Here is a 19,089-nt window from a genome sequence, read left to right on the forward strand (position 1 = left end):
GTCGCGGCGCCCGGGCCGGAGAAGTCAAACGGCAGCGATCACGCCGCGCGGCCGGGCAGTTGCACGGTCGCGGGATCGGGCCCGCAAGACAGCCGTTCCCGGTGGCTCTCGCCCCAGGCCTTCAGGATATCGATCACCGGCCGCAGGCTCTCGCCGACCTCGGAAAGGCGGTATTCGACCCGCGGCGGCACCTCGGCATAGACGGTGCGGACGATCAGCTTGTCGTCCTCCAGCGCGCGCAACTGCTTGGTCAGCATGCGCTGGGTGATCCCCGGCATCAGCCGGCGCAGCTCGCCGAAGCGCTGGGTGCCGCCCTGCAGGTGATAAAGGATCACGCCCTTCCACTTGCCGTCGATCAGGTCGAGCGTGGCCTCGACCGCACAGCCCGGCCGGTGCGCAAAATTCCGCCGCTTCATCGGTGATTTTCCAATAGTATCCAAACAGGGACTAGTTCCCCAAATTTACAGTACTTGCCAAGTTGATGCCAGCCCGACAGTTATTCGCCACCCACAGGAGGCATGAATGAAGGCCGTCGGATACCAGAAGTCGCTGCCCGTCGAGGACGCCAATTCCCTGATCGATTTCGAAGCTGCCAAGCCGGAACCCAGGGGGCGCGACATCCGCGTCGCCGTGAAGGCGATCTCCGCCAACCCCGTCGATTACAAGGTGCGCAAGCGCGCCGCGCCGCCGGCGGGCGAAACCAAGATCCTCGGCTTCGATGCGGCCGGTGTGGTCGATGCGGTCGGGCCCGATGTCAGCCTGTTCAAGCCGGGCGACGAGGTGTTCTACGCCGGCTCGATCCTGCGCCAGGGTACCAATTCGCAGTTTCACCTGGTCGACGAGCGCATCGTCGGCCAGAAGCCGAAATCGCTGTCCTTCGCGCAGGCCGCAGCCCTTCCCCTCACCTCCATCACCGCCTGGGAATTGCTGTTCGACCGGCTCGGCGCGGTGCCCGGCAAGAGCCTCGATCCGCGCACGCTATTGATCACGGGCGGCGCCGGCGGCGTCGGCTCGATCCTGGTCCAGCTGGCGCGCCGGCTGACGGGCCTCACCGTCGTCGCCACCGCGACCCGGCCGGAGTCGCAGCAATGGTGCCGCGATCTCGGCGCGCATGCGGTGATCGATCACGGCAAGCCGATGAAGGAGCAGATCGAGGCACTCAAGCTGCCGCCGGTCGCACTGGTGGCCAGCCTCACTTTCACCGACCAGCACTACAAAGCAATCGCCGACTTCATGGCGCCGCAGGGCAAGTTCGGCCTGATCGACGATCCCCCGGAATTCACCATGAGCGCCTTCAAGGGCAAGGCGATCTCGGTGCACTGGGAATCGATGTTCACGCGCTCCTCGTTCCAGACGCCGGACATGATCGCGCAGCATCATCTGCTCAACGACGTCGCCGACCTCATCGACAAGGGCGTGCTGCGCACGACCCTCGACCAGAGTTTTGGCACGATCAATGCCGCGAACCTGAAGCGCGCACATGCGCTGCTGGAAAGCGGCAAGTCGCGCGGCAAGATCGTGCTGGAGGGGTGGTAGGCACCACTCTCTCCCCGTCATTGCGAGCGAAGCGAAGCAATCCATGCTTCGACTTCGGCACGATGGATTGCTTCGTCGCGGAGCCTGTCATCTGGCGCGCGTTCGCGCGACCCGTTGGCTCCTCGCAATGACGTTTCCACGGGAAAGCGCGGCGCGTTCGACTGAGGCGGTTACGCCTTCGCCCTTGCGCGGCCCGGGATGTGCGACAGCGCCGACAACAGCCGATCGATCTGCTCGTCCGTGCCCACGGTGATCCGCAGATAGTCGGAGATGCGGGGCGCGGAAAAATGGCGGACGATCACAGCTCGCTGGCGCAGCGCGGCGGCAAGGACTTCGCCCTCATGCGCGGGATGACGCGCAAAGACGAAGTTCGCGGAGGACGGCAGCACGTCGAAGCCGAGCTGCTGCAGTCCGCGGTTCAGCCGCTCGCGGCCTTCGATCACGCGCGTCCGGCCCTGTTGAAACCAGGCTTCGTCCGCAAGCGAAGCGACGGCGCCGGCCTGCGCGGGCCGTCCGAGCGGATAGGAATTGAAGCTGTCCTTCACGCGGGTGAGCGCCTCGATCAAATCCACATCACCGATGGCATAGCCGACCCGCAGCCCGGCCAGCGCGCGGGACTTGGACATGGTCTGAACGACCAGGAGATTTGGATGCAAGGCGACCAGCGGAATCGCGGTCTCGCGCCGAAATCGACATAGGCCTCGTCGATCACCACGGGAGCGTCCTTGTGTTCCTCCAGCAGCGTCGCGATCTCGGCGCGTGAGAGCGCAATCCCCGTCGGCGCATTCGGATTGGGGATGACGAGCGCCCCGGCCGGCCGGCGATAGTCGGCCACGCGGATTCGCATCGCCCGATCGAGCGGCACGGTGTCGAAGGCGATACCGAACAGGCGGCAATAGACCGGGTAGAAACTGTAGGTGATGTCCGGAAACAGCAGCGGCGCATCGTGCTTGAGCAGCGCGGCGAAGGCGTGCGCCAGCACTTCGTCCGAGCCGTTGCCGACGAAGACCTGCGCCGGTTCCACCCGGTGATAGTCTGCCAGCGCAGCCCGCAATTCGGTGGCCTGCGGGTCCGGGTATAGGCGCAGCGTATCGGTCGCCTCGCCGCGGATCGCTTCCAGCGCGCGCGGCGAAGGCCCGAACGGATTTTCATTGGTGTTGAGCTTGACCAGGTCCGCGATGCGCGGCTGCTCGCCCGGCACGTACGGCTTCAGGTCGTGCGTCAGGCTGCTCCAGAACCGGCTCATGCTTCTGTCCAATAGCTCCGTAGGGTGGGCAAAGGTGCGCAGCGCCGTGCCCACCTTCGCGAGCGTGCCTTGATTGGTGGGCACGCTTCGCTTTGCCCACCCTACAATTCCGGCAGCCGTCGCGCCCACAAAAAAGCGGCGCTCGATGGCGCCGCTTTTGAGTTTCGTGCCGTTGGGCTTACGCCGCTTCGGCTTCGGCCTTCTCCTGCACCGGGCCGGAGTCCTTGCCCTTGGCGTCGACGTCGCGGTCGACGAACTCGATCACGGCCATTGCGGCGTTGTCGCCGTAGCGGAAGCCGGCCTTGATGATGCGGGTGTAGCCGCCCTGGCGGTCCTTGTAGCGGGTGGCCAGCGTGTCGAACAGCTTCCTGACCTGGTCGACGTCGCGCAGCTCGGAGATGGCCTGGCGGCGCAGCGCCAGCCCGCCCTTCTTGCCCAGCGTGACCAGCTTCTCGACGATCGGGCGAAGCTCCTTGGCCTTCGGCAGCGTGGTGACGATCTGCTCGTGCTTGATCAGCGCTGCCGCCATGTTGGCGAACATCGCGCGGCGATGCTCGGCGGTGCGGTTGAGCTTGCGGTGAACCTTGCCGTGACGCATTTGACTATTCCTTTTTCAATTCTGTCGCGGTGGTTCAGCGACAAGTAATCAGGTGGGCTTCCTGCGTTCGCCCTGGGTAGCGAGTGGCGAATAGTGAGTAGCGAATGGATTCTTTCCCTTCGCTATTCGCCATTCCCTATTCGCTCAGTAGTGATCCTCGAAGCGCTTGGCGAGCTCGTCGATGTTCTCCGGCGGCCAGCCCGGCACTTCCATGCCGAGGTGCAGACCCATCTGGGCCAGCACTTCCTTGATCTCGTTCAGCGACTTGCGGCCGAAGTTCGGGGTGCGGAGCATTTCCGCTTCCGACTTCTGCACGAGGTCGCCGATATAGACGATGTTGTCGTTCTTCAGGCAGTTGGCCGAACGCACCGACAGCTCGAGCTCGTCCACCTTCTTGAGGAAGGCGGGGTTGAAGGCGAGATCGGGGATGATCTCCTGCGCGACTTCCTTGCGCGGCTCCTCGAAATTGACGAAGACGTTGAGCTGGTCCTGCAGGATGCGCGCGGCATAGGCGACCGAGTCATCCGGCGTGACGGCGCCGTTGGTCTCGATGGTCATGGTCAGCTTGTCGTAGTCGAGGATCTGGCCCTCGCGGGTGTTCTCGACCTTGTAGGAGACCTTGCGGACCGGGGAGAACAGGCTGTCGACCGGGATCAGGCCGATCGGCGCGTCCTCGGGACGGTTGCGCTCGGCGGGCACGTAGCCCTTGCCGGTCGCGACCGTGAACTCCATGCGGATCTCGGCACCGTCGTCCAGCGTGCAGAGCTGAAGGTCCGGATTGAGCACGGTGACGTCGCCGACGGTCTGGATGTCGCCGGCAGTGACGACGCCCGGGCCCTGCTTCTTCACGACCATGCGCTTGGGGCCTTCGCCCTGCATCTTGATCGAGATGTCCTTGATGTTGAGCACGATGTCGGTGACGTCCTCGCGGACACCGGCAATCGAGGAGAACTCGTGCAGCACGCCGTCGATGTGCACCGACTGCACGGCGGCGCCCTGCAGCGAGGAAAGCAGGATGCGGCGCAGCGCGTTGCCGAGCGTCTGGCCGAAGCCGCGCTCGAGCGGCTCAGCCACCAGCGTCGCGAAGCGGGTCGCGTCGGAACCCGGCGTGACCTGCAGCTTGTTCGGTCGGATCAGTTCTTGCCAATTTTTCTGGATCGTCACTGTTTTTCACCCATACGGGCCGGCCGATTTGCGCTTCAAACCGCCGGCGTTGGAGAGATCGCGGATCAGTCCGCGTCGTACAATTCCAAAAACCATCGCGGGACCGGAGCGGCCGCGCCCCGCGACTTCAACAAATCAAACGCGCCGGCGCTTGCGCGGACGGCAACCATTGTGCGGGATCGTGGTCACGTCGCGGATCGAGGTGACGGTGAAGCCCGCAGCCTGCAGCGCGCGAAGCGCCGACTCGCGGCCGGAGCCCGGACCGGCCACTTCCACTTCCAGCGTGCGCATGCCGTGCTCCTGCGCCTTCTTGGCGACGTCTTCGGCGGCGACCTGCGCGGCATAGGGGGTCGACTTGCGCGAGCCCTTGAAGCCCATCGTGCCGGCCGACGACCAGGCAATCGCGTTGCCCTGCGCGTCGGTGATGGTGATGGTCGTGTTGTTGAACGACGAATTCACATGCGCGATGCCGCTGGCGATGTTCTTGCGTTCGCGACGGCGGACGCGGGTGGCTTCCTTGCCCATTGACTACCTTTCCTGTGATCTCAAACGCCGCCGTAATGCCAGCGGCTACACCGATATGGGCGAATGGTGAGTGGCCAATAGCGAATAGGGTCTGCCCTACTCGCCATTCGCCATTCGCTACTCGCCAATTATTTCTTCTTGCCGGCAATCGCCTTGGCCGGACCCTTGCGCGTGCGCGCATTGGTGTGGGTGCGCTGGCCGCGCACCGGCAGACCGCGACGATGGCGAAGGCCGCGATAGCAGCCGAGGTCCATCAGACGCTTGATGTTGATGCCGACTTCGCGACGAAGATCGCCTTCGACGAGATAGTCGCGGTCGATCACTTCGCGGATCTGCAGCACTTCCTGGTCGGAGAGCTGGCTGACGCGGCGATCGAGCGGAATCTTCACCTTCTCCATGATCTCGCCAGCGTTCTTCTGGCCGATGCCATGGATGTATTGAAGCGCGATCAGCACGCGCTTGTTGGTCGGGATGTTGACGCCGGCAATACGGGCCACTGACTTCTCTCCTGTCACCGGCCGTCGCGGCCGGACATTTCGTCTAAAGCGCCGTCGCGCTTCGTGTTGGTTAGCTCGGGCAGGTGTCCACAAACGCGAACACGACGCCCTAACCCCTTGGTTCTCCGGGGGCCCGGCATCGTCTGATAACTATCCGATCTGGATGCGGGGCTTATTAGGGGATTCCAGCGGGTTTCGTCAACCGATTCTAACGCTTAGCTCGCCTTTTCGTGACCTTTTTCGCGGGTTTTGAGGCCTTCCTAGCCCCCTTCCCCCCGGCCGGCTTGGCAGACCTCTTGGCGGGCTTCCTTGCCGTCCTTTTGGCCGCCTTTTTGGCTCCTTTGGCGGCCTTGCGGGCTGCCTTGGCGGGCTTTTTGGCCTTTTTGGCGGTCTTCTTCCCGGCCTTTTTCGCCGCCCCGGCAGGCTTCCGGCTGACCTTGGCTGGCTTGCGGGGAGCCCTGGCGGCCTTCACAGGGCCCTTGGCAGTTCCCTTGCCAGTTCCCTTGGCGCCCGCGCCGATCGCCGACAGCACCCGACTGATTTCCTCGGTGACGCCGTCGATGCTCATCATGCCGTCGACCGTGAGCAGGCTGCGCCGCTCCGAATAATAGTCGATCAGCGGTTCGGTCTGGGCGCGGTAGCTGGCAAGACGCTTGGCCAGCACTTCCGGCGTATCGTCGGCCCGGACCTCCTCGCCGCGCGCCCGCGTCTCGGCGGCGCGATTCTCGACACGCTGCAGCAGCGCGCCTTCATTGACCTTGAGCTCGACCACGGCGTCGAGCTTCATCTTCTTCTGCTTCAGCAATTCGTCCAGCGCCGCCGCCTGCGGCACCGTGCGGGGAAAACCGTCGAGGATAAAACCGTTGGCCGCGTCCGGCTGCTCGATGCGGTCCGCAATGATCGAGATGACGATATCGTCCGGCACCAGTCCGCCCGACGCCATGATGTCCTTGGCCTTCAACCCCACCGGCGTGCCGGCGGCCACGGCCGCGCGCAACATGTCGCCGGTCGAGAGCTGGACGATGCCGTACTTATCCACCAGGCGCTGGGCCTGCGTTCCCTTGCCCGCGCCCGGCGGTCCGAGAAGAATCAGTCTCATGGTTTCGCCCCCCGGCCTGGTGAGCGAAACCCGCACACCCGCTTGCAAGTTTACGACGCGCCGTCCCCTCTCAGCGGCGGCGGCCGCGCAGTTTGGATTTGCGGATCAGTCCTTCGTACTGATGCGCCAGCAGATAGCCCTGAACCTGCGCCACCGTGTCCATGGTGACACTGACCACGATCAAAAGCGACGTACCACCAAAGTAGAACGGCACCGAAGCGTAGGAGATCAGGATTTCCGGGATCAAGCAGACGATCGCCAGATAGATCGCGCCCAGGACCGTGATGCGCGACAGCACATAGTCGATGTATTCGGCGGTGCGCTCGCCCGGACGGATGCCCGGAATGAAGCCGCCATGCTTCTTCAGATTGTCCGCGGTCTCGGTCGGGTTGAACACGATCGCGGTGTAGAAGAAGGCGAAGAACACGATCAGTGCCAGATACAGGAACAGGAACAGCGGCCGGCCATGGCTGAGCTGCGTGGTCAGCCACTGCATCCATTCCGGTCCCTTGCCGGCGTTGAAGTTGGCGACCGTGGTCGGCAACAGCAGAAGCGACGAGGCGAAGATCGGCGGGATGACGCCGGAGGTGTTGAGCTTCAGCGGCAGATGCGAGGACTGGCCCTCGAACATCTTGTTGCCGACCTGGCGCTTCGGATACTGGATCAGCAGGCGGCGCTGCGCGCGCTCCATGAAGACGATGAAGGCGATCACGGCGACCGCCATGATGATCACGATCAGGATCAGACCGGTCGACAGCGCACCCTGACGGCCGAGCTCGAGCATGCTGGCCAGAGCGGACGGCAGCTCGGCTACGATGCCGGCGAGAATGATCAGCGAGATGCCATTGCCGATGCCGCGCGAGGTAATCTGCTCGCCGAGCCACATCAGGAACATGGTGCCGCCGGTGAGCGTGATCGCTGTCGACAACAGGAAGAACAGGCCGGGTTCGCTGACGACGTTGCCGGCACCCTGAAGCCCGACCGCGATGCCGTAGGACTGGAACGCCGCCAGAATCACCGTGAGATAGCGGGTGTACTGATTGAGCGTCTTGCGGCCCGCCTCGCCTTCCTTCTTCAGGGCTTCGAGCTGCGGCGATACCGTGGTCAGGAGCTGAATGATGATCGAGGCCGAGATATACGGCATGATATTCAGCGCGAAGATCGCCATGCGGTTGATACCGCCGCCGGCGAACATGTTGAACATACCGAGGATACCGCCGGCCTGCGATCTGAACACCTGCTCCCAAGCGGCGGGATCGATGCCGGGCAGCGGGATGTAGGTGCCGAGCCGATAAACGAGCAGCGCACCCAGGGTGAACCAGATGCGCTTCTTCAGCTCTTCGGCCTTGCCGAGCGCCGAGAAATTGAGGTTTGCCGCAAGTTGTTCTGCTGCCGAGACCATGTCTTGAGCTTTCTCCCGCGCGCCCCCTGCTGCCGCTGTTCCGGATTCCGGACCCTCAGCAGCCGCCGGACATTATCTGGTATCCGGCTTCGATAAGTCCATTGTTCCGGAAAGCAAATTGCCCGCAGGGTGCGGGCAATGACGCAGATGTTACGCCGCTTCGCCTTCTTCCTTGGCCGGCGCCAGGATCTTCACCGAACCGCCGGCCTTCTCGACCGCCGCGATGGCGGACTTGGAGGCGCCGTGCACCTCGATATTCAGCTTGGCCTTGAGCTCGCCGCGGCCGAGCAACCGGATGCCGCCCTTGGCGCGGCGAACGACGCCCGACTTGACCAGCGATTCCGCGTTGACGGTTTCCTTGACGTCGATCAGCTTGGAATCGACCGCCTGCTGAATCCGGTCGAGATTGATCTCGGCGAACTCGACGCGGAAAATGTTGTTGAAGCCGCGCTTGGGCAGCCGGCGATGCAGCGGCATCTGGCCGCCTTCAAAGCCCTTGATGCGGACGCCCGAACGCGCGGTCTGGCCCTTGCCGCCACGGCCCGAGGTCTTGCCCTTGCCGGAACCGATGCCGCGGCCGACGCGCATGCGCTTCTTGCGCGAGCCGGCGTTGTCGGCGATATCGCTGAGCTTCATCGTTCGCTTCCTTGTTCCTGAAGCTGATCTTGACCGAAAACCGGTCCCCGTTTTTCGGGATCAGCTCCTGTCTAATTACTTATCGCCGACGACGCGGACGATATGTTGAACCTTGGCGATCATGCCGCGAACTTCCGGGGTGTCCGGCAGTTCGGCAGTGCGGCCGATCTTGTTGAGCTTGAGGCCGATCAGGGTCGAGCGCTGCGAGTGATGGCGGCGGATTGCGCTGCCGGTCTGCTCGATCTTGATCGTCTTTGCGGCCTTGGCCATGACTTAACTCCGATCAGCCGATTAGTCCGCCGCTGCTTCGGCGTCACCGCCGACGCGGCGCGACTGCAGGGTGGAAACCTTGATGTTGCGGCGCGCTGCGACCGAGCGCGGCGAATCCTGGTGCTTCAGCGCGTTGAAGGTGGCGCGAACCATGTTGTAGGGGTTCGACGAGCCGATCGACTTGGCAACCACGTCCTGGATGCCGAGCGTCTCGAACACCGCGCGCATCGGGCCGCCGGCGATGATGCCGGTACCGGCCGGAGCCGCACGCAGGTAGACGCGGCCGGCGCCGTGACGGCCGAAGATGTCGTGGTGCAGCGTGCGGCCCTCGCGAAGAGCCACGCGCGTCAAATTGCGCTTGGCCGATTCGGTCGCCTTGCGGATCGCTTCGGGCACTTCGCGCGCCTTGCCGTGACCGAAACCGACCCGGCCCTTCTGGTCGCCGATCACGACCAGCGCCGCAAAGCCGAAGCGCTTGCCGCCCTTGACGACCTTCGCCACGCGATTGATGTGGACGAGCTTGTCGACGAACTCGCTGTCGCGCTCCTCGCGCTCCCTGCTCCGTTCGCGTCCGCCGCGTTCGCGTTCACCTGCCATGGTGTTTTCCAATCTCTAGAGGGCCAAGCGCCCCTGTCCTCGTAAATATCCAAACCTTAGAAGCTGAGCCCGCTCTCGCGCGCAGCGTCCGCAAGCGCCTTGACGCGCCCGTGGTAGAGATAGCTACCGCGGTCGAACACGACTTCCTTGACACCCTTCTGCACGGCGCGTTCGGCAAGCAGCTTGCCGACCGCCTTGGCCGCGTCGATGTTGGCGCCGGTCTTGCCGCCGTCCCGCAGAGACTTCTCCAGCGACGAGGCGGAAGCCACCGTCTCGCCCTTCAGGTCGTCGATGACCTGGGCGTAGATGTGCTTCGACGAGCGGAACACGGACAGGCGCGGACGGCCGTTGGCCGAGCGGCGCAGCGAGATGCGCACGCGCTGCTTGCGCCGGGCATTCGTAACTTTCAATTGCGACATGACCGGCTCCGTTACTTCTTCTTGCCTTCCTTGCGGAAGATGAATTCCCCGGCGTACTTCACGCCCTTGCCCTTGTAGGGCTCCGGCGGACGGTAGGCGCGGATTTCCGCGGCGACCTGGCCGACACGCTGCGAGTCGCTGCCGGTGATCGTGATCTCGGTCGGCTTCGGCACGGTAACCGTGATGCCTTCCGGGATCGCATAGACCACGTCGTGGCTGTAGCCGAGCGCGAGTTGCAGGTTCTTGCCCTGCATCGCGGCGCGATAGCCGACGCCGGTGATCTCCAGCTTCTTCTCGAAACCCTTGGTGACGCCCTCGACGAGGTTCGCGACCTGGGCGCGCGCGGTGCCGTACATCGCCCGTGCACGGTTGGTCTCGGCGCGCGGAGCGACCTTGACCTGGCCGTTCTCGAACTTCACCTCGACATCGTCATGCGCGACGAAGGAAAGCGTGCCCTTGGGCCCCTTCATCTTCACCGTCTGCCCTTCGACCGTCGCCGTCACACCGGACGGGACAGTCACAGGCCGTTTGCCAACACGTGACATTGCTCAATCCCTTCTCAGAACACCGTGAAGAGAACTTCGCCGCCCACATTCGCGTCGCGCGCGTCGTGGTCGGCCATGATTCCCTTCGGCGTCGACAACACCGAAATGCCGAGACCGTTGTTCACGCGCGGCAGGTTCTTCACCGAGGCGTAAACGCGGCGGCCCGGCTTGGACACCCGCTCGATCTCGCGGATGACCGGCTCGCCGTCGAAATATTTCAGCTCGATCTCGAGCTCGCTGCGGCCGGACGGATGCTCCACGCTGGCATAGCCGCGGATGTAGCCTTCCGACTTCAGCACCTCGAGCACGTTGGCGCGCATGCGCGAGCCCGGGCTCGAGACCTTGGACTTGGAACGCATCTGCGCGTTGCGGATGCGGGTGATCAGATCGCTGATAGGATCGTGCGTCGACATGTCCGATCCTCCTTACCAGCTCGACTTCACCAGGCCCGGAACCAGGCCCTTGGAGCCGAGTTCACGCAGCGCGATGCGGCTGAGCTTGTTCTTGCGATAGGTCGAGCGCGGACGGCCGCTCATCTCGCAGCGGTTGCGGATGCGGGTCGCGGACGAATTGCGCGGCATCTGGGCGAGCTTCAGCGTGGCGGCGAACCGCTCTTCCATCGGCCGCTTCTTGTCGGCGATGATCGCCTTCAGCTTGGCGCGCGCCGGCGCGGCGTTCTTCGTCATGCGCTTGCGCCGGTTGTTCTTCTCGATCGAACTCTTCTTTGCCATCTAGGGCTCCTGGGTATCCGCGTTTGAGAGGCTTGGTCGGCCGCTCACTGCCGGAACGGGAAATTCAAAAGGGTCAGCAAGGCTCGCGCCTCGTCGTCGGTCTTGGCCGTGGTGCAGACGGTGATGTCCATGCCGCGGGCTTCCGAGACCTTGTCGAAGTCGATCTCGGGGAAAATGATGTGCTCCTTGATGCCGAGCGAGTAGTTGCCGCGGCCGTCGAAGCTCTTCGGGTTGAGGCCGCGGAAGTCGCGGACGCGGGGCAGCGCAACGGTGACGAGGCGGTCGACGAACTCGTACATCCTGGCCTTGCGCAGCGTGACCTTGCAGCCGATCGGCTGGTTCTCGCGCAGCTTGAAGGTCGCAATGGCGATGCGCGAATAGGTCACGATCGCCTTCTGGCCGGCGATCTGCGACAGCTCGGCAGCGGCGGTTTCGGCCTTCTTGCGGTCGTTGACGGAATCGCCGACGCCCATGTTGAGCACGACCTTGTCCAGCCGCGGCACCTGCATGACGTTGGCATAGCCGAACTTCTCGGTCAGCTTGGCGCGGATGCTCTTGTCATATTCCGTGCGAAGGCGCGGTACGTAAGCGGTCTCAGCCATCGATCTCTGCTCCCGTGCTCTTGGCAACGCGAACCTTCTTGCCATCAGCATGAATCTTGAAACCCACCCGGGTCGGTTTCCCGTCCTTGCCGAGATAGGCGATATTGGACAAATGGATCGGCGCTTCCTTGGAGATGATGCCGCCTTCCTGGTTCTGGGTCTGCTTCTGGTGGCGCTTCACCATGTTGACGCCGCGCACCAGCGCCATGTTCTCGTCGGGGCGCACCTCGAACACCTCGCCGGTCCGGCCCTTGTCGCGGCCGTTCAGCACGATCACCTTGTCGCCCTTGCGGATCTTGGCAGCCATCACAGCACCTCCGGCGCGAGCGAAATGATCTTCATGTGGTTCTTGGCGCGAAGCTCGCGCGGCACGGGCCCGAAGATACGGGTGCCGACCGGCTCCGACTGGTTGTTGATCAGCACGGCGGCGTTGCGGTCGAAGCGGATGACCGAACCGTCGGGACGGCGGATATCCTTGCGGACACGCACCACCACGGCCTTCATCACGTCGCCCTTCTTCACCTTGCCGCGCGGAATGGCTTCCTTGATCGACACAACGATAACGTCGCCCACCGTGGCATAGCGGCGCTTGGAGCCTCCAAGCACCTTGATGCACATGACACGGCGTGCGCCTGAATTATCGGCCACGTCGAGGTTGGTCTGCATCTGAATCATTGATGCACCTCGTCCTCTTTCTGCGCTCTATTGCGCCCAAAATTTCCCTGACTGAAAGTCCGGCCTCGCGGCCAGGCCTATCGTCAGGCCGTTTTCCTGTGTTCGCCCCGGACCACGGTCCAGCGCTTCAACTTCGAGATCGGCTTGCTCTCCTCGATCCACACCGTGTCGCCCGGCTTGAACTGGTTGTTCTCGTCGTGCGCGTGGTAGTTCTTGGAGCGGCGGATCGTCTTCTTGTAGATCGGATGGGTGAAGCGGCGATCGACGCGCACCACCACCGTCTTGGCTTGCTTGTCGCTGACGACCACGCCTTGAAGCGTACGTTTCGGCATATCGGCCTCTTACTTCTTCTTCGCGCGCTGCTGGGCAGCGATGGTCTTGATACGGGCGATGTCGCGGCGGGCTTCGCGCAGCCGCGACGTGTTCTCCAGCTGCCCGGTGGCACGCTGGAAACGCAGGTTGAAGCGCTCCTTCTTCAGATTGAGGACGGCGTCCTCCCTCTGATCGTCGGTCATCGCGCGAATGTCTTCGACTTTCATCTCGGCCATGTCGGTTACTCCGCGATGCGCGCGACGAAGCGCGTCTTGATCGGCAGCTTGGCGGCGGCCAGCGCAAGCGCTTCCTTGGCGATCTGCACGGTGACGCCATCGATCTCGAACATCACGCGGCCGGGCTTGATCCGCGCCACCCAGAATTCCGGCGTGCCCTTGCCGGAGCCCATGCGGACTTCGGCGGGCTTCTTCGACACGGGAACGTCGGGGAATACGCGGATCCAGACGCGGCCGGCGCGCTTCATGTGGCGGGTCAGCGCACGGCGGGCGGCCTCGATCTGCCGCGCGGTGACGCGATCGGGCTCCATCGCCTTCAGGCCGTACTGGCCGAACGACAACGTTGCGCCCGAAGTCGCGGTGCCGTGGATACGGCCCTTATGCGCCTTCCGGAACTTCGTTTTCTTTGGTTGCATCATGGCTTTACGCCCTCAAACTCTCTGTTCGGTTCAGGCAGCGTCGCGACGCGGACGCGAACTGCCCTCGCCCTCGGCCATCTTCTTGTCCTGGGCCATCGGATCGTGCTCGAGGATCTCGCCCTTGAAGATCCAGACCTTGACGCCGCAGGTGCCGAAGGTGGTGAACGCGGTGGCAACTCCGTAGTCGACGTCGGCGCGCAGCGTGTGCAGCGGCACGCGGCCCTCGCGGTACCACTCCATGCGGGCGATTTCGGCGCCGCCGAGGCGGCCCGAGCAGTTGATGCGGATGCCCTCGGCGCCGAGGCGCATCGCCGACTGCACGGCGCGTTTCATGGCGCGGCGGAACGCGACGCGGCGCTCGAGTTGCTGCGCGATCGATTCGGCGACCAGGGTGGCGTCGAGCTCGGGCTTGCGGATTTCGACGATGTTGATGACGACGTCGGAATCGGTGATCTCGGCGACCTTCTTGCGCAACTTGTCGATGTCGGCGCCCTTCTTGCCGATCACCACGCCCGGACGTGCCGAGTGGATGGTGACGCGGCACTTCTTGTGCGGACGCTCGATCACGATGCGGGCGACGGCCGCCTGCTTGAGCTCCTTGTGCAGGATCTCGCGGATCTTGACGTCTTCGTGCAGCAGCTTGCCGTACTCGTTCTTGCCGGCAAACCAGCGGGAATCCCAGGTCCGGTTGATGCCGAGACGCAGCCCGATCGGATTGATCTTTTGACCCATCGTTTTCTCCTGCGCCTTAAGCGCCAGCCTCGGCCTCGACCTGACGAACCACGATGGTCAGGTGCGAGAACGGTTTGTAGACACGACCCGAACGGCCACGGCCGCGCGGGGCGAAACGCTTCATCACGATGCCGTTGCCGACATGGGCCTCGGCAACGACGAGATCGTCGACATCGAGGTCATGGTTGTTCTCGGCGTTGGCGATCGCCGACTCCAGGCACTTCTTGACGTCGACCGCGATCCGCTTGCGCGAGAACTGCAGGTCGGCAAGCGCGGCCGCAGCCTTGCGGCCGCGAATCAGCTGCGCGACAAGATTGAGCTTCTGCGGAGAAACCCGCAGCATCCTGGCGACTGCCTTGGCCTCGTTATCGGCGAGGCTCCGTTCGCGCTTTGGTTTGCTCATCGTCTAATCCTCAAGCCTTCTTGGCTTTCTTGTCGCCCGAATGGCCGTGGAAGGTGCGGGTCGGCGAGAACTCGCCGAACTTGTGACCAACCATTTCCTCGTTGATCGACACCGGCACGTGCTTCTGGCCGTTGTAGACGCCGAACACCAGGCCCACGAACTGCGGCAGGATGGTCGAGCGGCGGCTCCAGATCTTGATCACGTCGTGACGGCCGGACGCGCGCGCCGCATCTGCCTTCTTCAGCAGCGAAGCTTCGACGAACGGGCCTTTCCAGACTGAACGAACCATGTCCGGTGTTCCTTACTTCTTCCGCTTGTGGCGGCTTAGGAGAATGAATTTGTCGGTCGACTTGTTGGACCGGGTCTTCTTGCCCTTGGTCGGCTTGCCCCACGGGGTGACCGGGTGGCGGCCGCCCGAGGTGCGGCCTTCGCCGCCGCCGTGCGGATGGTCGATCGGGTTCATGACGACGCCGCGGTTATGCGGGCGCCAGCCCAGCCAGCGGGTGCGGCCGGCCTTGCCGATCGAGATGTTCATGTGGTCGGGGTTCGACACCGCGCCGATGGTGCCGCGGCAACGGCCGTGCACGAGGCGCTGCTCACCCGAGTTCAGGCGGACGATGACGTAGTCCTGGTCGCGGCCGACGAGCTGGGCGTAGGTGCCGGCGGAGCGCGCCAGCTGGCCGCCCTTGCCGATCTTGAGCTCGATGTTGTGCACGATGGTGCCGACCGGCATGTTGCCGAGCGGCATGACGTTGCCCGGCTTCACGTCGACATGGCTGCCGGCGATCACGGTGTCGCCCACGGCCAGGCGCTGCGGCGCCAGAATGTAGGCCTGCTCGCCGTCGGCATACTTCACCAGCGCGATGAACGCGGTGCGGTTCGGATCATACTCCAGGCGCTCGACGACAGCGGCGACGTCGACCTTGTCGCGCTTGAAGTCGACCATGCGGTAGGCCTTCTTGTGGCCGCCGCCGCGGAAACGCACGGTGATGCGCCCGTTATTGTTGCGGCCGCCGGTCGACTGCTTGCCCTCGGTCAGCGCCTTGACGGGCTTGCCCTTGTAGAGCGCCGAACGATCGACCATCACCAGCTGGCGCTGGCCCGGCGTCGTGGGGTTGAATTTTTTCAGTGCCATTGACGTTACGCCCTATAGACCGGTGGTGACGTCGATACGGTGGCCCTCTTCGAGGGTCACGATCGCCCGCTTCACGTCCGACTGCGAACCGAAATTGCCGCGGAACATCTTGGTCTTGCCCTTGCGGACCAGCGTGTTCACGCTCTTGACCTTGACGTCGAACAGCTTCTCGACGGCTTCCTTGATCTGCGGCTTCGTCGCCTTGGCCGCAACCTTGAACATGACCTTGTTGTGCTCGGAGGCGAGCGTCGCCTTTTCGGTCACAATCGGAGCCACGATGACGTCGTAATGGCGCGGATCGATGGTCTTCATTTGAAGCGCGCCTCCAGCGCATCGACCGCCGCCTTGGTCAGCACGAGCTTCTGACGGCGGAGAATGTCGTAGACGTTGATGCCCTGGATCGGCAGCACGTCGATGTTAGGAATGTTGCGCGCGGCGCTCGCAAAGCCGGCATTGAGCTCGGCGCCGTCGATGATCAGCGCGTTGGTGAGCCCGAGGCCCGAGAAGCTGCCGACCAGAGCCTTGGTCTTGGCTTCCTTGAGCTGCGCGCTGTCGATCACCACCAGCCCGCCGTCCTTGGCTTTCGCCGACAGCGCATGCTTGAGCGCGAGCGCGCGGACCTTCTTGGGAAGATCAGTGGCGTGCGAACGCACGACGGGACCGAACGCACGGCCGCCGCCGCGGAACTGCGGCACGCGGGCCGAGCCGTGACGGGCGCCGCCGGTGCCCTTCTGCTTGTACATCTTCTTGCCGGTGCGCCAGACGTCGGCGCGGCCTTGCGTCTTGTGCGTGCCGGCCTGGCGCTTGTTGAGCTGCCACTGCACGCAGCGCGCGATGATGTCGGCGCGCGGCTCGAGGCCGAAGATGGCGTCGGACAGCTGGACGGAGCCGGCGTCCTTGCCTTCAAGGGTTGTGACTTTCAGTTCCATCTCACGCGCCCTCCTTCTCGGCCGGCGCTTCCGCAGCCTCGCCCGCGACCTTGAACTTGCCGGGCTTCGGCGCTTCCTTCGGCAGCGGCTTCTTGACGGCGTCGCGGACACGGATCCAGCCGCCCTTGGAGCCGGGAACGGCGCCTTCGACGAGGATCAGGCCGCGCTCGACGTCGGTCGAGACCACGCGCAGGTTCAGCGTGGTGATGCGGTCGACGCCCATGTGGCCGGGCATCTTCTTGTTCTTGAAGGTCTTGCCGGGGTCCTGACGGCCGCCGGTCGAACCGATCGAGCGATGCGAGACCGACACGCCGTGGGTGGCGCGCAGGCCGCCGAAATTCCAGCGCTTCATGCCGCCGGCAAAACCCTTGCCGACCGAGGTGCCGGTGACGTCGACGAACTGACCGGGCACGAAGTGATCGGCCTGGATCTCGGCGCCGACCGGGATCAGAGCATCCTGCGAAACGCGGAATTCCGCGAGCTTGCGCTTCGGCTCGACCTTGGACGCGGCAAACTGGCCGCGCTCGGCCTTCGGCATGTAGACGGTCTTGCGGGAGCCGGAGCCGAGCTGCAGCGCAACGTAACCGTTTTTCTCGGTCGTGCGGTGGCCCAGCACCTGGCAGTTACCCAGCTTCAGCACGGTCACAGGGATGTGCTCGCCGGTCTCCGTAAAGACCCGCGTCATCCCGACCTTCTGTGCGATCACTCCGGAGCGCATCGTCGTGCTTCCTGTTCCTTACTGTCCGCTACCTGCGAACTTGATCCAAAAACTTAGAGCTTGATCTCGACGTCGACACCGGCGGCCAAGTCGAGCTTCATCAGGGCATCGACGGTCTGCGGGGTCGGGTCGACAATGTCGAGGAGGCGCTTGTGGGTGCGCATCTCGAATTGCTCGCGGCTCTTCTTGTCAACGTGCGGCGAACGGTTGACGGTGAACTTCTCGATGCGGGTCGGCAGCGGAATGGGTCCGCGCACCTGGGCACCGGTACGTTTCGCCGTGTTCACGATCTCGCGGGTCGACGTATCGAGGATTCGATGGTCGAACGCCTTGAGCCGGATGCGAATGTTTTGGCCGTTCATTGCCGTTTGTCTTTCTTTAGTGAGTGGCGAGTAGCGAATAGCGAATGGATGATCCACTCGCTACTCGCCATTCCCTATTCGCTTCTTACTCGATGATCGAGGCGACGACGCCGGCGCCGACCGTGCGGCCGCCTTCGCGGATCGCGAAGCGCAGCTTCTCTTCCATCGCGATCGGCACGATCAGGTGCACTTCCATGGCGATGTTGTCGCCCGGCATCACCATCTCGGTGCCTTCCGGCAGGTGCACGACACCGGTCACGTCGGTGGTGCGGAAGTAGAACTGCGGACGGTAGTTGGTGAAGAACGGGGTGTGGCGGCCGCCCTCTTCCTTGGTGAGGATGTAGGCCTCGGCCTTGAACTTGGTGTGCGGCTTGACCGAACCGGGCTTGCACAGCACCTGGCCGCGCTCGACTTCCTCGCGCTTGGTGCCGCGGAGCAGCGCACCGATGTTGTCGCCGGCCTGGCCCTGATCGAGCAGCTTGCGGAACATTTCGACGCCGGTGACGACGGTCTTCTGGGTCGGACGCAGGCCGACGATCTCGATTTCCTCGCCGACCTTGACGATGCCGCGCTCGACACGACCGGTCACGACGGTACCGCGGCCGGAGATCGAGAACACGTCTTCGACCGGCATCAGGAAGGGCTGATCGATCGGACGCTCGGGCTGCGGAATGTACTCGTCGACATTCTTCATCAGCTCGAGGATGGCGTCATGGCCGAGCTTCTTGTCCGAATCTTCGAGGGCGGCGAGCGCCGAGCCCTTGATGATCGGGATCTTGTCGCCCGGGAATTCGTACTTGGAGAGGAGTTCGCGGACCTCGAGCTCGACGAGCTCGAGCAGTTCCGGATCGTCCACCATGTCGCACTTGTTGAGGAACACGACCAGCGCCGGCACGCCGACCTGGCGGGCGAGCAGGATGTGCTCGCGGGTCTGCGGCATCGGGCCGTCGGCAGCCGACACGACCAGGATCGCACCGTCCATCTGGGCGGCGCCGGTGATCATGTTCTTCACATAGTCGGCGTGGCCGGGGCAGTCGACGTGGGCGTAGTGGCGGTTCTTGGTCTCGTACTCGACGTGTGCGGTCGAAATCGTGATGCCGCGCGCCTTCTCTTCCGGCGCCTTGTCGATCTGGTCGTATGCCGTGAACGTTGCACCGCCCGTTTCGGCCAGGATCTTGGTGATCGCCGCCGTCAGCGACGTCTTGCCATGGTCGACGTGACCGATGGTGCCGATGTTGCAGTGGGGTTTATTACGTTCAAACTTTGCTTTGGCCATTTGACTCTCCGTTCAATCGTTGACT

The 19,089-nt window shown here is 63.9% G+C and carries 30 protein-coding genes and 1 pseudogene; 1 reads left to right on the forward strand and 30 read right to left on the reverse strand.

All coding sequences use genetic code 11. The annotated features are described in order from the left end of the window. Window positions 1-38: 38 nt before the first annotated feature. Entirely contained in the window at window positions 39-416 is a 378-nt protein-coding gene (locus tag HZB49_RS02835) for a helix-turn-helix domain-containing protein (protein WP_291608965.1), read from the reverse strand. Between the two features lie 106 nt (window positions 417-522). Between HZB49_RS02835 and HZB49_RS02840 the strand changes: the two genes are divergently transcribed. After that, a complete protein-coding gene (locus tag HZB49_RS02840; protein WP_291608966.1) occupies window positions 523-1,536 on the forward strand; it encodes a zinc-binding alcohol dehydrogenase family protein in 1,014 nt (337 codons plus the stop codon). A gap of 170 nt (window positions 1,537-1,706) precedes the next feature. On the opposite strand, the pseudogene hisC reads toward HZB49_RS02840, so the two are convergent. The 29 genes and pseudogenes from hisC to tuf all read right to left on the reverse strand — a co-directional run bounded on the left by hisC (window position 1,707) and on the right by tuf (window position 19,064). Beyond that, window positions 1,707-2,782: pseudogene (gene hisC, locus HZB49_RS02845) on the reverse strand (histidinol-phosphate transaminase). Window positions 2,783-2,960: 178 nt separating this feature from the next. After that, window positions 2,961-3,380, reverse strand: a complete 420-nt coding sequence (gene rplQ / locus HZB49_RS02850; RefSeq protein ID WP_291608967.1) for a 50S ribosomal protein L17 — start codon at window positions 3,378-3,380, stop codon at window positions 2,961-2,963. A gap of 144 nt (window positions 3,381-3,524) precedes the next feature. After that, entirely contained in the window at window positions 3,525-4,544 is a 1,020-nt protein-coding gene (locus HZB49_RS02855; RefSeq protein WP_291608968.1) for a DNA-directed RNA polymerase subunit alpha, read from the reverse strand. A gap of 135 nt (window positions 4,545-4,679) precedes the next feature. Further along, entirely contained in the window at window positions 4,680-5,069 is a 390-nt protein-coding gene (gene rpsK, locus HZB49_RS02860) for a 30S ribosomal protein S11 (RefSeq protein ID WP_291608969.1), read from the reverse strand. 128 nt (window positions 5,070-5,197) lie between these two features. Next, window positions 5,198-5,566, reverse strand: coding sequence for a 30S ribosomal protein S13 (rpsM, locus tag HZB49_RS02865; RefSeq protein ID WP_291608970.1), 369 nt, complete (start codon window positions 5,564-5,566; stop codon window positions 5,198-5,200). 208 nt (window positions 5,567-5,774) lie between these two features. Then, window positions 5,775-6,665, reverse strand: a complete 891-nt coding sequence (locus HZB49_RS02870; protein ID WP_291608971.1) for an adenylate kinase — start codon at window positions 6,663-6,665, stop codon at window positions 5,775-5,777. A 70-nt stretch (window positions 6,666-6,735) separates the two neighbouring features. Next, on the reverse strand, window positions 6,736-8,067 hold the full coding sequence (gene secY / locus HZB49_RS02875; protein WP_291608972.1) for a preprotein translocase subunit SecY: 1,332 nt from the start codon (window positions 8,065-8,067) through the stop codon (window positions 6,736-6,738). A gap of 150 nt (window positions 8,068-8,217) precedes the next feature. Next, window positions 8,218-8,703, reverse strand: a complete 486-nt coding sequence (rplO, locus tag HZB49_RS02880) for a 50S ribosomal protein L15 (protein ID WP_291608973.1) — start codon at window positions 8,701-8,703, stop codon at window positions 8,218-8,220. 75 nt (window positions 8,704-8,778) lie between these two features. Next, window positions 8,779-8,973 (reverse strand): 50S ribosomal protein L30, encoded by a 195-nt coding sequence (gene rpmD / locus HZB49_RS02885; protein WP_291608974.1) that lies wholly within the window; start codon window positions 8,971-8,973, stop codon window positions 8,779-8,781. A gap of 21 nt (window positions 8,974-8,994) precedes the next feature. After that, entirely contained in the window at window positions 8,995-9,570 is a 576-nt protein-coding gene (rpsE, locus tag HZB49_RS02890) for a 30S ribosomal protein S5 (RefSeq protein WP_291608975.1), read from the reverse strand. A 56-nt stretch (window positions 9,571-9,626) separates the two neighbouring features. Next, on the reverse strand, window positions 9,627-9,989 hold the full coding sequence (gene rplR / locus HZB49_RS02895) for a 50S ribosomal protein L18 (RefSeq protein ID WP_291608977.1): 363 nt from the start codon (window positions 9,987-9,989) through the stop codon (window positions 9,627-9,629). 11 nt (window positions 9,990-10,000) lie between these two features. Next, window positions 10,001-10,534, reverse strand: coding sequence for a 50S ribosomal protein L6 (gene rplF, locus HZB49_RS02900; protein WP_291608978.1), 534 nt, complete (start codon window positions 10,532-10,534; stop codon window positions 10,001-10,003). Between the two features lie 14 nt (window positions 10,535-10,548). Next, window positions 10,549-10,947 (reverse strand): 30S ribosomal protein S8, encoded by a 399-nt coding sequence (gene rpsH / locus HZB49_RS02905; RefSeq protein ID WP_291608979.1) that lies wholly within the window; start codon window positions 10,945-10,947, stop codon window positions 10,549-10,551. A gap of 12 nt (window positions 10,948-10,959) precedes the next feature. After that, on the reverse strand, window positions 10,960-11,265 hold the full coding sequence (gene rpsN, locus HZB49_RS02910) for a 30S ribosomal protein S14 (protein ID WP_291608980.1): 306 nt from the start codon (window positions 11,263-11,265) through the stop codon (window positions 10,960-10,962). 44 nt (window positions 11,266-11,309) lie between these two features. Continuing rightward, the gene (gene rplE, locus HZB49_RS02915; protein WP_291608981.1) at window positions 11,310-11,867 is read right to left on the reverse strand and encodes a 50S ribosomal protein L5; all 558 of its coding nucleotides are present in this window, start codon (window positions 11,865-11,867) and stop codon (window positions 11,310-11,312) included. Then, complete coding sequence (gene rplX / locus HZB49_RS02920) at window positions 11,860-12,174, reverse strand: 50S ribosomal protein L24 (protein WP_291608982.1); 315 nt, start codon at window positions 12,172-12,174, stop codon at window positions 11,860-11,862. The genes rplE and rplX overlap by 8 nt, the downstream gene beginning before the upstream one ends. Beyond that, window positions 12,174-12,542 carry a 50S ribosomal protein L14 gene (rplN, locus tag HZB49_RS02925; RefSeq protein WP_011441195.1) on the reverse strand — a complete coding sequence of 123 codons (369 nt, stop codon included), beginning with the start codon at window positions 12,540-12,542 and terminating at the stop codon, window positions 12,174-12,176. Before rplN ends, rplX begins: the two co-directional genes overlap by 1 nt. An 83-nt stretch (window positions 12,543-12,625) precedes the next feature. Then, window positions 12,626-12,874, reverse strand: a complete 249-nt coding sequence (rpsQ, locus tag HZB49_RS02930) for a 30S ribosomal protein S17 (protein WP_291608983.1) — start codon at window positions 12,872-12,874, stop codon at window positions 12,626-12,628. Window positions 12,875-12,883: 9 nt separating this feature from the next. After that, window positions 12,884-13,090 (reverse strand): 50S ribosomal protein L29, encoded by a 207-nt coding sequence (rpmC, locus tag HZB49_RS02935; RefSeq protein WP_291608985.1) that lies wholly within the window; start codon window positions 13,088-13,090, stop codon window positions 12,884-12,886. A 5-nt stretch (window positions 13,091-13,095) separates the two neighbouring features. After that, entirely contained in the window at window positions 13,096-13,509 is a 414-nt protein-coding gene (gene rplP / locus HZB49_RS02940; RefSeq protein WP_291608986.1) for a 50S ribosomal protein L16, read from the reverse strand. Window positions 13,510-13,539: 30 nt separating this feature from the next. Continuing rightward, the gene (gene rpsC, locus HZB49_RS02945) at window positions 13,540-14,241 is read right to left on the reverse strand and encodes a 30S ribosomal protein S3 (protein ID WP_291608987.1); all 702 of its coding nucleotides are present in this window, start codon (window positions 14,239-14,241) and stop codon (window positions 13,540-13,542) included. Between the two features lie 16 nt (window positions 14,242-14,257). Further along, a complete protein-coding gene (gene rplV / locus HZB49_RS02950; RefSeq protein WP_291608988.1) occupies window positions 14,258-14,644 on the reverse strand; it encodes a 50S ribosomal protein L22 in 387 nt (128 codons plus the stop codon). A gap of 10 nt (window positions 14,645-14,654) precedes the next feature. Continuing rightward, window positions 14,655-14,933: a 30S ribosomal protein S19 gene (gene rpsS, locus HZB49_RS02955; RefSeq protein WP_108518089.1), complete on the reverse strand. Its 279-nt coding sequence runs from the start codon at window positions 14,931-14,933 to the stop codon at window positions 14,655-14,657. Between the two features lie 12 nt (window positions 14,934-14,945). Continuing rightward, window positions 14,946-15,779 (reverse strand): 50S ribosomal protein L2, encoded by an 834-nt coding sequence (rplB, locus tag HZB49_RS02960; protein ID WP_291608989.1) that lies wholly within the window; start codon window positions 15,777-15,779, stop codon window positions 14,946-14,948. 12 nt (window positions 15,780-15,791) lie between these two features. Further along, the gene (locus HZB49_RS02965) at window positions 15,792-16,091 is read right to left on the reverse strand and encodes a 50S ribosomal protein L23 (protein ID WP_291608990.1); all 300 of its coding nucleotides are present in this window, start codon (window positions 16,089-16,091) and stop codon (window positions 15,792-15,794) included. Next, window positions 16,088-16,708 carry a 50S ribosomal protein L4 gene (gene rplD, locus HZB49_RS02970; RefSeq protein ID WP_291608991.1) on the reverse strand — a complete coding sequence of 207 codons (621 nt, stop codon included), beginning with the start codon at window positions 16,706-16,708 and terminating at the stop codon, window positions 16,088-16,090. The genes HZB49_RS02965 and rplD overlap by 4 nt, the downstream gene beginning before the upstream one ends. A 1-nt stretch (window position 16,709) precedes the next feature. Next, window positions 16,710-17,426, reverse strand: coding sequence for a 50S ribosomal protein L3 (gene rplC / locus HZB49_RS02975; RefSeq protein WP_291608992.1), 717 nt, complete (start codon window positions 17,424-17,426; stop codon window positions 16,710-16,712). Window positions 17,427-17,479: 53 nt separating this feature from the next. Next, window positions 17,480-17,788 carry a 30S ribosomal protein S10 gene (rpsJ, locus tag HZB49_RS02980; RefSeq protein WP_002712302.1) on the reverse strand — a complete coding sequence of 103 codons (309 nt, stop codon included), beginning with the start codon at window positions 17,786-17,788 and terminating at the stop codon, window positions 17,480-17,482. A gap of 85 nt (window positions 17,789-17,873) precedes the next feature. Continuing rightward, entirely contained in the window at window positions 17,874-19,064 is a 1,191-nt protein-coding gene (gene tuf / locus HZB49_RS02985) for an elongation factor Tu (RefSeq protein ID WP_291608993.1), read from the reverse strand. Window positions 19,065-19,089: the final 25 nt, after the last annotated feature.

The sequence above is a fragment of the Bradyrhizobium sp. genome (assembly GCF_016219575.1).
GTDB lineage: Bacteria > Pseudomonadota > Alphaproteobacteria > Rhizobiales > Xanthobacteraceae > Bradyrhizobium.

Bases quoted from the DNA above. Each gene is read 5' to 3' on its own strand.
- HZB49_RS02835 (WP_291608965.1), bottom strand. From the start codon at position 416: ATGAAGCGGCGGAATTTTGCGCACCGGCCGGGCTGTGCGGTCGAGGCC.
- HZB49_RS02840 (WP_291608966.1), top strand. From the start codon at position 523: ATGAAGGCCGTCGGATACCAGAAGTCGCTGCCCGTCGAGGACGCCAAT.
- rplQ (WP_291608967.1), bottom strand. From the start codon at position 3,380: ATGCGTCACGGCAAGGTTCACCGCAAGCTCAACCGCACCGCCGAGCAT.
- rpsK (WP_291608969.1), bottom strand. From the start codon at position 5,069: ATGGGCAAGGAAGCCACCCGCGTCCGCCGTCGCGAACGCAAGAACATC.
- HZB49_RS02870 (WP_291608971.1), bottom strand. From the start codon at position 6,665: ATGAGACTGATTCTTCTCGGACCGCCGGGCGCGGGCAAGGGAACGCAG.
- secY (WP_291608972.1), bottom strand. From the start codon at position 8,067: ATGGTCTCGGCAGCAGAACAACTTGCGGCAAACCTCAATTTCTCGGCG.
- rplO (WP_291608973.1), bottom strand. From the start codon at position 8,703: ATGAAGCTCAGCGATATCGCCGACAACGCCGGCTCGCGCAAGAAGCGC.
- rpmD (WP_291608974.1), bottom strand. From the start codon at position 8,973: ATGGCCAAGGCCGCAAAGACGATCAAGATCGAGCAGACCGGCAGCGCA.
- rpsE (WP_291608975.1), bottom strand. From the start codon at position 9,570: ATGGCAGGTGAACGCGAACGCGGCGGACGCGAACGGAGCAGGGAGCGC.
- rplR (WP_291608977.1), bottom strand. From the start codon at position 9,989: ATGTCGCAATTGAAAGTTACGAATGCCCGGCGCAAGCAGCGCGTGCGC.
- rplF (WP_291608978.1), bottom strand. From the start codon at position 10,534: ATGTCACGTGTTGGCAAACGGCCTGTGACTGTCCCGTCCGGTGTGACG.
- rpsH (WP_291608979.1), bottom strand. From the start codon at position 10,947: ATGTCGACGCACGATCCTATCAGCGATCTGATCACCCGCATCCGCAAC.
- rpsN (WP_291608980.1), bottom strand. From the start codon at position 11,265: ATGGCAAAGAAGAGTTCGATCGAGAAGAACAACCGGCGCAAGCGCATG.
- rplE (WP_291608981.1), bottom strand. From the start codon at position 11,867: ATGGCTGAGACCGCTTACGTACCGCGCCTTCGCACGGAATATGACAAG.
- rplX (WP_291608982.1), bottom strand. From the start codon at position 12,174: ATGGCTGCCAAGATCCGCAAGGGCGACAAGGTGATCGTGCTGAACGGC.
- rplN (WP_011441195.1), bottom strand. From the start codon at position 12,542: ATGATTCAGATGCAGACCAACCTCGACGTGGCCGATAATTCAGGCGCA.
- rpsQ (WP_291608983.1), bottom strand. From the start codon at position 12,874: ATGCCGAAACGTACGCTTCAAGGCGTGGTCGTCAGCGACAAGCAAGCC.
- rpmC (WP_291608985.1), bottom strand. From the start codon at position 13,090: ATGGCCGAGATGAAAGTCGAAGACATTCGCGCGATGACCGACGATCAG.
- rplP (WP_291608986.1), bottom strand. From the start codon at position 13,509: ATGATGCAACCAAAGAAAACGAAGTTCCGGAAGGCGCATAAGGGCCGT.
- rpsC (WP_291608987.1), bottom strand. From the start codon at position 14,241: ATGGGTCAAAAGATCAATCCGATCGGGCTGCGTCTCGGCATCAACCGG.
- rplV (WP_291608988.1), bottom strand. From the start codon at position 14,644: ATGAGCAAACCAAAGCGCGAACGGAGCCTCGCCGATAACGAGGCCAAG.
- rpsS (WP_108518089.1), bottom strand. From the start codon at position 14,933: ATGGTTCGTTCAGTCTGGAAAGGCCCGTTCGTCGAAGCTTCGCTGCTG.
- rplB (WP_291608989.1), bottom strand. From the start codon at position 15,779: ATGGCACTGAAAAAATTCAACCCCACGACGCCGGGCCAGCGCCAGCTG.
- HZB49_RS02965 (WP_291608990.1), bottom strand. From the start codon at position 16,091: ATGAAGACCATCGATCCGCGCCATTACGACGTCATCGTGGCTCCGATT.
- rplD (WP_291608991.1), bottom strand. From the start codon at position 16,708: ATGGAACTGAAAGTCACAACCCTTGAAGGCAAGGACGCCGGCTCCGTC.
- rplC (WP_291608992.1), bottom strand. From the start codon at position 17,426: ATGCGCTCCGGAGTGATCGCACAGAAGGTCGGGATGACGCGGGTCTTT.
- rpsJ (WP_002712302.1), bottom strand. From the start codon at position 17,788: ATGAACGGCCAAAACATTCGCATCCGGCTCAAGGCGTTCGACCATCGA.
- tuf (WP_291608993.1), bottom strand. From the start codon at position 19,064: ATGGCCAAAGCAAAGTTTGAACGTAATAAACCCCACTGCAACATCGGC.